The sequence below is a fragment of the Nitrosomonas sp. GH22 genome, from assembly GCF_009833115.1.
Taxonomy (GTDB): Bacteria; Pseudomonadota; Gammaproteobacteria; order Burkholderiales; family Nitrosomonadaceae; genus Nitrosomonas; species Nitrosomonas eutropha.
This window is the reverse complement of sequence record NZ_QRCA01000010.1, coordinates 110,196-123,014: the sequence shown is the minus strand read 5'-3', so window position 1 is coordinate 123,014 and position 12,819 is coordinate 110,196. Positions and strand designations below refer to the sequence as shown.

Annotated in this window: 14 protein-coding genes; 6 read left to right on the top strand and 8 right to left on the bottom strand. The window is 45.1% G+C overall.

What is annotated here, in order from left to right:
- Positions 1–165 precede the first annotated feature (165 nt).
- The 4 genes from glnA to ABF86_RS04145 all read left to right on the top strand — a co-directional run bounded on the left by glnA (position 166) and on the right by ABF86_RS04145 (position 3,541).
- A complete protein-coding gene (gene glnA / locus ABF86_RS04160; RefSeq protein WP_074684570.1) occupies positions 166–1,551 on the top strand; it encodes a type I glutamate--ammonia ligase in 1,386 nt (461 codons plus the stop codon).
- Between the two features lie 154 nt (positions 1,552–1,705).
- Entirely contained in the window at positions 1,706–2,176 is a 471-nt protein-coding gene (locus ABF86_RS04155) for a hypothetical protein (protein WP_074684537.1), read from the top strand.
- A 433-nt stretch (positions 2,177–2,609) separates the two neighbouring features.
- A complete protein-coding gene (locus ABF86_RS04150) occupies positions 2,610–2,765 on the top strand; it encodes a hypothetical protein (protein WP_160803468.1) in 156 nt (51 codons plus the stop codon).
- A complete protein-coding gene (locus ABF86_RS04145; protein ID WP_074456402.1) occupies positions 2,762–3,541 on the top strand; it encodes a sulfite exporter TauE/SafE family protein in 780 nt (259 codons plus the stop codon). Before ABF86_RS04150 ends, ABF86_RS04145 begins: the two co-directional genes overlap by 4 nt.
- Before the next feature lie 75 nt (positions 3,542–3,616).
- On the opposite strand, the gene ABF86_RS04140 is transcribed toward ABF86_RS04145, so the two are convergent.
- Genes ABF86_RS04140 through ABF86_RS04105 form a run of 8 tightly spaced genes read right to left on the bottom strand, consistent with a single transcriptional unit; the run spans position 3,617 to position 10,308 of the window.
- Positions 3,617–4,177, bottom strand: a complete 561-nt coding sequence (locus ABF86_RS04140) for a NifU family protein (RefSeq protein ID WP_011634308.1) — start codon at positions 4,175–4,177, stop codon at positions 3,617–3,619.
- A gap of 9 nt (positions 4,178–4,186) precedes the next feature.
- On the bottom strand, positions 4,187–4,669 hold the full coding sequence (sufU, locus tag ABF86_RS04135) for a Fe-S cluster assembly sulfur transfer protein SufU (protein ID WP_074456401.1): 483 nt from the start codon (positions 4,667–4,669) through the stop codon (positions 4,187–4,189).
- Positions 4,666–5,934, bottom strand: a complete 1,269-nt coding sequence (locus tag ABF86_RS04130) for a cysteine desulfurase (RefSeq protein WP_074456400.1) — start codon at positions 5,932–5,934, stop codon at positions 4,666–4,668. Before ABF86_RS04130 ends, sufU begins: the two co-directional genes overlap by 4 nt.
- A 3-nt stretch (positions 5,935–5,937) precedes the next feature.
- Positions 5,938–7,245 carry a Fe-S cluster assembly protein SufD gene (sufD, locus tag ABF86_RS04125; protein ID WP_074456399.1) on the bottom strand — a complete coding sequence of 436 codons (1,308 nt, stop codon included), beginning with the start codon at positions 7,243–7,245 and terminating at the stop codon, positions 5,938–5,940.
- Positions 7,242–8,033 carry a Fe-S cluster assembly ATPase SufC gene (gene sufC, locus ABF86_RS04120; RefSeq protein WP_011634312.1) on the bottom strand — a complete coding sequence of 264 codons (792 nt, stop codon included), beginning with the start codon at positions 8,031–8,033 and terminating at the stop codon, positions 7,242–7,244. Before sufC ends, sufD begins: the two co-directional genes overlap by 4 nt.
- Entirely contained in the window at positions 8,030–9,466 is a 1,437-nt protein-coding gene (gene sufB / locus ABF86_RS04115) for a Fe-S cluster assembly protein SufB (RefSeq protein ID WP_011634313.1), read from the bottom strand. Before sufB ends, sufC begins: the two co-directional genes overlap by 4 nt.
- 19 nt (positions 9,467–9,485) lie before the next feature.
- Positions 9,486–9,815 (bottom strand): iron-sulfur cluster assembly accessory protein, encoded by a 330-nt coding sequence (locus ABF86_RS04110; RefSeq protein WP_074456398.1) that lies wholly within the window; start codon positions 9,813–9,815, stop codon positions 9,486–9,488.
- 25 nt (positions 9,816–9,840) lie between these two features.
- Positions 9,841–10,308, bottom strand: coding sequence for an Rrf2 family transcriptional regulator (locus ABF86_RS04105; RefSeq protein ID WP_011634315.1), 468 nt, complete (start codon positions 10,306–10,308; stop codon positions 9,841–9,843).
- Between the two features lie 347 nt (positions 10,309–10,655).
- Here ABF86_RS04105 and ABF86_RS04100 point away from each other — a divergent pair, with 347 nt between their 5' ends.
- Positions 10,656–12,188, top strand: a complete 1,533-nt coding sequence (locus ABF86_RS04100; RefSeq protein WP_074456434.1) for a 2-isopropylmalate synthase — start codon at positions 10,656–10,658, stop codon at positions 12,186–12,188.
- A 163-nt stretch (positions 12,189–12,351) separates the two neighbouring features.
- The gene (locus ABF86_RS04095; RefSeq protein ID WP_074456435.1) at positions 12,352–12,816 is read left to right on the top strand and encodes a TlpA disulfide reductase family protein; all 465 of its coding nucleotides are present in this window, start codon (positions 12,352–12,354) and stop codon (positions 12,814–12,816) included.
- The last annotated feature ends 3 nt before the right edge of the window (positions 12,817–12,819 follow it).

Here is a 12,819-nt window from a genome sequence, read left to right as displayed (position 1 = left end):
GAAATAAAATGACTGACCTATTTATTCGGTGTCTGCCCAACGGTACAATACCGGCCAACGTACCTTCCTTGCATTTTCTCTGCCAAGCTCGTGTACCTTACAAACCGTTTCACAAGTAAATGTTATTTTTCTGGAGAAAAAACTGTGGCAGCTGATGTTTTAAAGATGATTCAGGACCATGAAGTCAAGTTCATTGATCTGCGCTTCACCGATACCAACGGCAAGGAACATCATGTCACAGTTCCCGCACATGTCTTGGATGCCGATAAATTCGAGGATGGTCATCCGTTCGATGGATCCTCAATTGCCGGCTGGAAAAACATTCACGCATCCGATATGTTGCTTATACCTGATCCAGAAACTGCTTCGCTGGATCCTTTTATGGAAGAAACCACATTGCTGCTAACTTGCGATGTGATTGATCCTGCTGATGGGCAGGGATACAACCGCGACCCGCGATCACTGGCCAGACGGGGAGAAACTTATCTGAAATCCACCGGCATTGGTGACGTTGCCTACTTTGGCCCGGAACTGGAATTTTTTATTTTTGACTCGGTACGCTGGCACACCGACATGTCTGGGTGTTTTGTCAAGATTGAATCAGAAGAAGCTTCCTGGAGCTCCAAAAAACGCTATGAAGGCAGTAATAATGGTTATCGTCCCGCAATCAAAGGCGGATATATGCCGGTGCCACCAGTAGATTCTCTGCACGATATTCGCTCAGCCATGTGTATGGTGCTTGATGAACTGGGAATCCCTGTAGAAGTTCATCACCACGAAGTTGCCAATGCCGGACAATGTGAAATTGGTACCCGCTTCAACAGCCTGGTGAAACGCGCCGATTGGAATCAACTGATGAAGTACGTCATTCATAATATTGCTGTTTCCTACGGCAAAACAGCAACATTCATGCCCAAGCCAATTGTTGGTGACAATGGTTCGGGTATGCACGTCCATCAGTCAATCTGGAAGGACGGTAAAAACCTGTTTGCAGGGAACGGTTATGCCGGTATGTCTGAAATCGCGCTGTATTACATCGGGGGCATTATCCGACATGCCAAAGCACTGAATGCTTTTGCCAATCCAGGCACCAATTCGTATAAAAGGCTGGTTGCCGGTTTTGAAGCCCCTGTCAATATTGCTTATTCTTCCAGCAACCGGTCAGCCGCTGTGCGTATCCCCTATGCTAGCAGCCCAAAACAGCGCCGTATTGAAATACGCTTTCCCGATCCCAGTGCCAACCCTTATCTGACCTTTACCGCCCTACTGATGGCAGGGCTAGATGGTATACAAAACAAAATCCATCCAGGCGATCCGATGGATAAAAATCTGTATGATCTGCCCCCGGAAGAAGCCTCGATGGTACCCAATACCTGCACATCACTGGAAGAAGCTCTGGAAAGCCTGGATCAGGATCGTGAATTTTTGACACGCGGTAACGTATTTTCCAACGATATGATTGACGCCTTTATCAAGCTTAAATCGGAAGAGGCAACATTGTTACGTACCACTACACATCCTGTTGAGTTTGCCTTGTACTACAGCCTATAAAAAGACGGTATTAATCAACGCTTATTCACAGATCACCAACAACACCACCCGACTTAAAATCTGATATTTCCCGGGCAGAACTTCGTATTTCGCTAATTCGTTAAATATGGGGTTCCGGTTCAAACTCATCTATTTTAGAAATCGGGGGGTATCCATGAAAAAAACTTACTGCACGATCATACTGTCTGGAGTCATATCACTCGTATTTTCCACTGTTAGTGCAGCTTCCGGTATTCACAAGTTAGTGGATGAGCATGGGCGCATCATCTTTACCAATAATGCAGCCAAAGATTCCATAAGAATTCAACCCGAAAAATCCAGATCAACGATTTCCTCCCGCCAAATAAATGGCGTTGCCGGAAATCATCCCAGAGTCAGCAAACTGCAGCAGGATCAGCGAGATACCAAACGTCGGAGAATTCTTTCTCAGGAACTCGCTAATGAAACCAGGTTACTGGAAGACACCCTGAAAACAATTGATCTGACTCTCCGGAAAACGGAAAATTATTTACCAAATCACCCTTACTTCACGTCAAATTATTTTGATATTCTCCAACTGCGTAACCAGGCAGCTTCACACGAACGTAACATCAAGGCACTTAATGCAGAGCTCAATAATCTCTGAAACAAACCTGATTACGGTTAGAGTCTGCCGTTTGATTGGCTGCCTCAGATTTATTATCTTGAATTTTGCAGCCACCTACAACTATCTGAATAATATTCATCGTTTTTCCTCATTACAAGATAACTAATGTGATATTCCTGAAGGTTGGCAGTCTCCGTTATAATCAAGTTTAACATCTGCATATTCTATATTTGTAGGCGACAAGCAAGGCCACCGGTCAGCTCCGTATTTGAAGAACACGCCCTCTCACTCCACTTGAAAACAATCAGATGTCTTCCGTATCTGATTTGTTGTATCAACCAGTAATCTGGAAAGAAAATTTCATCATGAGAAATAAAATCACGATAAACTGCCATCCTTTTGTGCGTGCGAGATTTATTATCAGCAACTCTCCGGATAAATATTATCAATCCCGGACGAAAACTAAACAAATATGAAACAACCTGAATGTCTTGCCTTGGCAGATCTGATTACAAAAAAAATATCAGCCCTGCTCCATACCCAATTAAGCACCAATCCCGGCATAACAAGCCAGATCTTTGGAACGCCACTTATAGTGGTACAACAGAGTAAGGATATTTTTGCATGATTGACTGGTCCTATACGGCGGCCGGTACCTTCACAGGCTTTATTATCGGATTGACTGGTGTTGGTGGCGGTGCTCTGATGACACCCATCTTGTTACTGTTTTTCGGGATATCGCCAACAACCGCTGTCGCTACTGATTTATGGTTTGCCGCCATCACCAAAATAGCCGGTGCACGAATACATCATACCAATGGCAATGTGGATTGGCAGGTAGTCAAGCGTCTGTGGGCAGGCAGTCTTCCGATGGCTTCACTGATCGTACTACTGATAAGTATGGGGACACATATCGTAAAGGTAGACTGGCTTACAAAATGTATTGGTATAGTAGTGCTGGTTACAGCTATCGGGTTACTGGTAGCTCCCAGACTGATCGCTTTTGCTAAAAGAAAGCAGATTGGACAGCCGGAACGATTTAAGACAATGCAAGCAGTGCTTACAATCTTCGCAGGCGCAATTCTTGGAGTATGCGTTGCACTGACATCAGTAGGTGCCGGAGTCTTGGGAAGCGTAATGCTTCTGTACCTGTATCCACTACGCATAACCCCACATCGCCTAGTTGCTACAGAAATTGTGCACGCTATACCACTAGCGATTATTGCTGGCTTGGGTTATTTGTTCGCAGGTATGGTGGACGGAGAGATGCTTATTAGCCTGTTAGCAGGCTCAATACCGGCGGTCATTGCAGGAAGTAAGCTTGCCAGCAGGATTACAGGACAATGGATCCGGTTCGCTTTAGCAATTGTGCTTGCTGCAGCAGGGTTGAAAGTTCTTTTATAAAGAACCATTTCAATGCGCCGTCTGAAAAACAGTTGACACTTATATTTCAAGGAATATGTTACAGGATAAAATCCTTTAACTAGATACCACCCGAATATCTGGCTCAATCGTTCTCAGAAGCTGCTCAATTCCACGCAATGTTCCAGATATGGAACTTGGGCAAGTTCCACATGCCCCCTGATAATGAATACGCAGAAGGCTGCCTTCCAGAGCCAGTACATGAAGATCACCACCATCATGCTGCAAATAAGGTCTCACCTCTTCTTCCAGTAAAATATTGATTCGCTCCAATCGTTGCTGATCCTCCTCGCTAAGATTTGCCAGCGCCTCACTAGCAGCAGCAACCACGGTGGCTGATTGATCCGTCGCAGCCGGCGCAGCCCGAATTGGATCTGCCACCTCTCGCGCCAGATCCTGCCAATCCGCACCTCCATCCTGTGTAATCGTGATCCAGCGATCCACATAAAAGACATTGATAACATGATCAATATCAAACAACGCGGCAGCAAGCGGATCATCAGCCGCCTGTTCGGCGTTATTGTAAGATTTGGTAACCCCCCAAGTCAGTGGCTCCTTCAGGATGAACTTCAATGCATTAGGGTTTGGAGTTCCCTCAATTTCTGCAATCTTCGGCATGGCTATATATCAGTAATTATTTGCTACGGGATTGTTGTTTAGGTGACTATCTGCTTCAGTTGTGGCATCTCCTGTTGAATTCATGGCCGCATGCAGGGTATGCCACGGCAGAATCGCACACTTGACTCTGGTCGGTAAATCACGTACCCCTGCAAGCACCTTGAGCCGACCAAGATGATCAAAATCCTTGTTTTCTCTACTTACCAGCATATCCCGAAATTCCTGAATCAAAGCTTCTGCTTCCTGACGAGATCTTCCCTTAACGGCATTGGTCATCATTGAAGAGGAAGCCTTACAAATTGCACAGGATTCACCTCGAAATACAATTTCTTCAATACGTTCATTCAGCATATTGACATCCAGGTCAATCCGATCGCCGCACAGCGGATTATGTCCTGTCGCATGGTGGGTAGGATGGCTAAGAGAACCATAGTTACGCGGCTTGCGATTATGATCAAGAATAACTTCTTGATAAATTGATTTCAGACTCATTGTGCGAAAACCTTTTGTACAGACCGAATACCTGCCACCAGAGCATCGATCTCTTTTTTAGTATTATAAAAAGAAAATGAGGCACGCGACGTTGCCGCCACATTAAAACGCTGCATAATCGGTTGTGCACAATGATGCCCTGTGCGCACAGCTATACCTTCCTGGTTCAGTAAAGTACCAACATCATGCGGATGAATACCATCAATAACAAACGATATCACCGCAACCTTATTCGGGCAATCACCTATGATTTTCACGTCTGGGATCATTCTGATTTGCTCAGAAGCATAAAGCAGCAGCTCATGTTCATAATCAGCAATAGCATCAAGGCCGATCTGTTCCAGATAATCAATTGCCGCACCAAAACCTATGGCCGCCGCAATAGGAGGAGTACCTGCCTCAAATTTATATGGTATCTCGTTATATGTTGTTTTTTCAAAGGAAACCGAAGCAATCATGTCCCCTCCTCCCTTGAATGGTTGCATAGATTCAAGCAAATGCGCCTTTCCGTACAAAATACCAATCCCGGTGGGACCGCACATTTTGTGCGCCGAGAAAGCATAAAAATCGCAATCGAGATCCTGCACATCTATTTTCAAATGAGGCGCTGCCTGGGCGCCATCAATCAAAACAGGAACATCATGCTGATGTGCTATGGCAATCATGCGTTTGATCGGATTGATGCTACCAAGTGCATTGGAAACATGCGACAAAGCTACAAATCGGGTCTTGGAATTAAAAAGTTTTTCATATTCCTCCACCAGAAGCTCACCTGCATCATTAATTGGGGCTACCCGGATATGCGCACCTCTTTCCTCGGCCAACATCTGCCAAGGCACAATATTGGAATGATGTTCGAGCTCGGACAAAATAATTTCATCGCCACGCTGAATGAATTTACGTCCATACCCATGCATCACTAGATTGATACTGTCAGTTGTACCACTAGTGAATATCACCTCTCTATCTTCACGCGCACCGATAAAATTTTGCAGTTTGTACCGTGCCGCTTCATATTCCTGTGTAGCCAGGTTGGATAAATAATGTACCGCACGATGAATATTTGCATGCTGAGTTTTCTGGTAACGAACCAGACAATCAATGACTGCCTGCGGCATTTGGCTAGAAGCAGCGTTGTCAAGATAAATCAGCGGTTTGTCATCTACCTTGATATCAAGAATCGGAAAATCTGCACGAAATTTCCCTATTCCAGGTACAGTTGTTTGCGGTGCAGATGAAGTCACTAATGTGTCAACAATTTTCATGATTTAGCTAATGCGTGTTCTTACAAGAATATATTCTTCAAGCCGTTGCCTGAGTGAAGCCACTATAACGCGGTTAATAATTTCGCCTCCGAATGCGTATGTCAGCAGATTGCGGGCTACTTCTTCTGCGAATCCCCTGCTTTGTAGATAAAAAAGGGATTCCTTATCAAGCTGGCCTACCGTGGCGCCATGCGCGCATTTAACATCATCGGCAAATATCTCAAGCTGAGGTTTGGTATCCATACGTGCTTTTTCTGACAGCAACAAATTATGGTTCAACTGCCTGGCATCAGTCTGTTGCGAATGTGGACGAACCATAATTTCTCCACTGAAAACACCATGTGCGCTCTCGTCCACAATGCATTTGTGAAGTTGTCTGCTCCTGCCATGCGGACTGGCATGATCGATGAATGTATGTGTATCTGCGAGCTGACGATCAGCTATCAGCGCTAATCCATCTATTTGACACTCAGCACCCTCACCCGCCAGCGTAATTTTCTGGTCAAAACGTGAAATACGCGCGCCAAGCGCAAGACTGACCGAATCATAATGTGCTGTCTTTGCAACAAACGTAGAGTTATTAGCAATATGAAAAGCTTGCGAAGCTTCGCGTTGTACTCGGATATGATTCACACGGGCTGATTCCCCGACGTATATTTCTGTTACTGCATTTGTCAGGGATACGCCTTCCTGCCACGCCACATATTCTTCGACAATTGTTACTTCAGCTCCGGATTCAGCAACAAGCAAGCAGCGCGGATAGGCAGCCACTTCCTTTCCGGAAGTAATATATAAAATATGAACCGGCACTGTTATGGAAACATTGGCCGGTATAACAATACAAATACCGTCATGCATGAGCGCAGTATTCAGTGCCACAAATACATCATCCTGAAAATCAGCAAGCTGGCCGAGATACTGTTCTGTTTTGGAAGCACATATACCAGTCAATTCGGATAAACTACAAACAATGATAGAACCATCATCTGTCAAGCCGGATAGCCCCGGCATATACTGGCCATCAACAAATACCAGTCTACAAGTAGGCTCATCCAGAAAAGTACTTTTCTGGCTATCCAAGCCTGGTAATGAAGCCGTTGAAGCTCTCGGAAACAGTGTATTCCTGAGTGAGGAAATATCAGTAAAGCGCCATTCCTCATCACGGATCGTAGGTAGCCTGAGTGACTCGATACGACTTAACGCATTTGCCCGAAGCCGATTTAGATAAGATACAGTACGAGAAGGCTCACCTTCTTTCCTCCAGGATTCAATCAATTTCTCAAGATAATCATCCCAGATAACCGTGCTCATGGCAGCGCCCCGGTAATTTGTTCATTTGTATGAATCCAGTCATAACCGTGCGTTTCCAGAGCCTGCGCGAGTTCTTTGCCACTTGTTCTGATGATACGTCCTGCCTCCATTACATGCACATAATCAGGAACAATATAATCCAGCAAACGCTGATAATGTGTTACCAAAATCAGGGCATTATCTTTATTGGATAACTGGTTAACCCCATTGGCAACTATTCTGAGCGCATCAATATCCAATCCTGAATCCGTTTCATCCAGCAAAGCAAGACGGGGTTCAAGTAAAGCCATCTGCAATATTTCGTTGCGTTTCTTTTCGCCTCCTGAGAATCCTTCATTAACGCTGCGATCAAGAAAATCCGGATTCATCTTGAGCAGTTTCATTTTCTCCCGCACGAAATCATCGAACTCAAGAGGATCTAGCTCTTCCTCACCGCGTTGCCCCTGGACAGTGTTATAAGCCAACCGTAGAAATTGGTTATTAGCAACGCCCGGTATTTCTACCGGATATTGAAAAGCGAGAAATATCCCTGCACGCGCACGCTCTTCTGGTGCCAATGCTGACAGATCCTGACCATCAAACAACAGCGTTCCCCGGGTAACTTCATAGCTCGGATGACCAGCCAGCACCTTAGCAAAGGTACTCTTTCCCGAGCCATTTAATCCCATAATGGCATGGATCTCGCCACTCCTTACCGTGATATCCACTCCTTTGAGAATCTCGGCTCCGCTAACTGTTGCATGTAAATCATGGACTTCAAGCAGAATCTTGCTATTTGCATTTATCATCCGACACTCCCTTCCAGTTTGAAGCTGAGTAATTTAGTGGCCTCTACTGCAAATTCCAAAGGTAATTGCTGAAAAACCTCTTTACAAAAACCATTAATAATCATTGAGACCGCTTCTTCCGCATCGATGCCACGTTGTGCGAAATAAAACAGCTGATCTTCTCCAATTTTGGAAGTTGAAGCTTCATGTTCAACTTGTGCACTATTATTTTGTACTTGAATATAAGGGAAAGTATGAGCCCCGCATTGGCTGCCAATCAACATCGAATCACATTGCGAATAGTTGCGGGCATTCCGTGCTGTTGGGGTAATTCTCACCAAACCGCGATAGCTGCTGTTAGATTGGCCTGCCGAAATTCCTTTACTCACGATGGTGCTGCGCGTATTCGGACCGATATGAATCATTTTGGTACCGGTGTCAGCCTGTTGATGGTGATTAGTGACAGCAACGGAATAGAATTCTCCAACAGAGTTTTCTCCACGCAAGATACATGAAGGATATTTCCAGGTAATAGCCGAACCAGTTTCCACCTGTGTCCAGGAAATACGTGAATTCCTGCCTTTGGCCAGTCCACGCTTGGTAACAAAATTATAAATGCCCCCGACGCCATTCTCATCCCCGGCATACCAGTTCTGTACAGTTGAATACTTGATATCCGCATCATCCAGAGCAATCAATTCGACTACGGCCGCATGAAGTTGATTCGTATCAAAACGGGGAGCAGTACATCCTTCCAGATAGGAAACGGACGCGCCCTCCTCTGCAATAATCAGCGTACGTTCAAATTGCCCGGATTCTTCCGTGTTGATACGGAAGTAGGTGGATAAATCCATAGGGCATTTAACCCCTTTCGGAATAAAACAGAAAGAACCATCCGTAAATACAGCGGAATTCAGTGCTGCATAGTAGTTGTCCCCTGGCGGCACAACTGTACCCAGGTACTGTCTGATTAACTCGGGATACCGCTGAACGGCCTCCGAAATCGAACAGAAAATAATACCAACCTCAGCCAGTTTTTCTTTATAAGTTGTTGCAACCGATACGCTGTCAAAAATAACGTCAACAGCAACTCCTGCCAGTGCCGCCCGCTCATGCATGGGGATACCCAGCTTTTCAAATGTACGCAACAGCTCAGGATCAACTTCATCCATGCTGGCAAGCTTTTTCTTTGGCTTGGGCGCCGAATAATAGCTGATATTCTGAAAATTAATTTTGGGATATTTAACATTTTGCCAAGTGGGCTCAATCATATTGAGCCACCTCCGATAAGCCTCCAATCTGAACGTAAGCAGCCATTCAGGTTCATTTTTCTTGGAAGAAATCAGCCGGATAATATCCTCATTGAGCCCTTTAGGCGCAATATCGGATTCTATATTCGTAACGAAGCCGTGCTTATATGGTTGATTCACCAAATTTTGTAATGCAGCACTCATTTTTATAATTCCTGAATTTCTAAGTTTTAAGGCTGAAACTCTCTCCACAGCCACAAGTATTGTCTATATTTGGATTGCTAAATTTAAAAGAGCTGTTTAGACCTTCCTGGACAAAATCAATCTCAGAACCATCAATAAAAGACAATTGATCGCGTTTAACGATAACCTTGGCATCATTTGATTCAAACAATTGATCATCTTCCAGCACATCGTCAGCATAATCAAAACTGTACGCGAATCCCGAACAACCTGATTTCTTGATTCCAAGTCGTAACGCCACCCCTCTACCTCGCTTGCCCAGTTGATGCTGAATCTGTCTGGCCGCACGCTCAGTTAATGTAATCGCCATAATTCACTCTATTGCAAACAAATAATCAGAATGCAGCTTCCCGCATGTCATATAATTTAACTACTGCCTGTTCACGCTGTAGTTCGCGCTGACTCTGCTCCTCCACCAGCCGTTCCAGGGTGACATTGCCAAGATAATCAAATATGATCTCATTCAGCTTTGTCCATAAATCATGGGTCATGCATTTACTGTCGCCCAGACAGTTTTCCTTACCACCACATTGCGTGCTATCGATGGGCTCATCCACAGCCAAAATAATGTCGGCCACCGATACCTCATCCAATCCTTTAGCCAGACAATACCCTCCGCCGGGCCCGCGCACGCTGTCAACTAACTTCCGCTGACGCAACTTGGAAAACAGCTGTTCCAGATAAGACAGCGAAATTCTTTGTCGTTCACTGATATCTGCCAATGCAACTGGTCCACCCCCATGCCGTATCGCGATATCCAGAAGTGCTGTTACCGCAAACCGCCCCTTTGTTGTTAATCTCATTTCAACCTCTTAGCATGTAATTTTAAAGCGATTAGAACCACTTACCGCTGATTTTCCCCAAAAACGAAACTATATAATACCTGACTATATTAGTCAACTATAGTCGGAGGTAAATATCTGTTGTTGCGAAACGTAAGTAAACTCTTTATATTTGCCAACATGATACAGCCCGTCAGAATCAACTTCTTCTATCATCCTTCTTACCCGACGACTCTGTTATGTCTGCTCGGACGACTGCTGCGCCTTGGGCGCTAATTATTCCAACCATTTTCCCATCTGTTTGAAGTGTAAAGGCTGGCATACCAGCCAACCGTCCGGTTTGAGCCAGAATAATATGGAGTAGAACAATGAAAGAGCGTTTGGTTATTTTTGATACAACGTTGCGTGATGGTGAACAAAGTCCCGGTGCATCCATGACCATGGAAGAGAAAGTGCGTATCGCTAGACAGTTGGAGCGCATGGGTGTGGATGTAATCGAAGCAGGTTTTCCAGCAGCATCAAAAGGTGACTTTGAGGCTGTCAAGGCAGTTGCGGAGGCCGTGAGCAACAGCACGGTATGCGGTCTTTCCCGTGCGATAGAAGCTGATATCAATCGTGCCGGTGAAGCTCTGCAGGCAAATCAGAATATGCGCATCCACACCTTCATCGCCACCTCACCAATTCACATGAAGAACAAACTGCGCATGTCGCCTGATCGGGTCATCGAACAAGCGATCAAGGCAGTAAAGTGGGCTCGCCAATATACGGATAACGTTGAATTTTCTCCTGAAGATGCCGGACGATCCGAAATAGATTTTCTTTGCCGGATTCTGGAAGCTGTAATTGATGCAGGTGCCCGGACGTTGAATATTCCGGATACAGTGGGATACACCATGCCGGATCAGTTTGGCGGTCTAATCCGCACGTTACGTGAACGAATTCCGAATTCTGACAAAGCTGTTTTCTCCGTTCATTGTCATAATGATCTCGGCCTGGCGGTAGCCAACTCGCTGTCTGCAGTCATGAATGGCGCGCGCCAGGTTGAATGCACCATCAATGGCTTGGGTGAACGCGCTGGCAATGCTGCTCTTGAAGAAGTAGTGATGGCCGTGCGTACACGGCAAGATTACTTTCCATGCGACACACGCATTGATACAACCCAGATCGTATCTACTAGCAAGCTGGTTTCTGGAATTACCGGATTTCCGGTGCAACCCAACAAAGCTATTGTCGGTGCTAATGCTTTTGCCCATGAATCAGGTATTCATCAGGATGGTGTACTCAAACATCGTGAGACCTATGAAATCATGCGCGCAGAAGATGTCGGCTGGGGAGCGAACAAATTGTTGTTGGGCAAGCATTCCGGTCGTAATGCGTTTCGCAGTCGCTTGAAAGAACTGGGAATCGAATTGGAATCAGAAGAGAAACTGAATACCATATTTATCCGTTTCAAGGACCTTGCGGACAAAAAACACGAGATTTTTGATGAAGATCTGCACGCGCTTGTTTCGGATGAAGCACAGATACCCGAAGAGCATTACCGTTTACTCTCACTAGTCGCACACAGTGAAACCGGAGAAATACCTTTTGCACAGGTCGTTATTGCTACAGGAAATAACGAGCAACAGGCCGAATCAGAAGGAAGCGGGCCAGTAGATGCGACGTTTCGTGCTATTGAAAAAATATTGAACAGTAAGGCAGAATTGCAATTGTTTTCTGTAAATAACATCACCAGCGGAACAGATGCCCTGGGTGAAGTAACTGTTCGATTGCAAAAAGTCGGACGAATCGTCAATGGCCATGGAGCAGATACAGACATCATTGCAGCTTCTGCCAAAGCTTACCTGAATGCCTGTAATAAACTGCACACCAGCCTGGAGCGCACACACCCACAGGTTTAGATCCGAAAATAATTAGAAATTGTCTAGCATAAAGTTGATTTTATAAAAATAACCAGGGGAAATTCCAATTCCGGTACAGATACAATTGCTGTATCGGAATTTTACAAAAAGCTCAATAGAGCTTGTGAAACGCATTGTCTTGGTCAGCCTATCGGAATACGTGATGAAACAACAATGGGGAACTATAGCATTACTCACCTTGATTTTATGCCTGTCTGTCAAAGGAGTTGAAGCATACGGCTTCCATTTCGAGGATAGCGCAGGTAAAACTCATACTTTATCGGATTACAAAGGGAAGTGGGTGCTGGTTAATTTCTGGGCAACATGGTGTCCACCTTGCCTAAAAGAAATTCCGGATCTTTCGAGGCTATCACAGGAAAGAAACGATATCGTAATCATCGGAATCGCTATGGAATACGACAATACTAAAGACGTTATGCAATTCGTAAAGAAAATGGCGATTTCCTACCCGATTGTACTGGGTGACAGGGCAGCGGCAGCTCAGATCGGGGATGACATCTCGATGTTGCCGAGCACATATCTGTTTGATCCTGATGGAAAGCCTGCAGCACGTAAAATCGGACTGATTACTCGTGCCGAAATTGAAACCTTCATTGATGCCCGCTAAGAA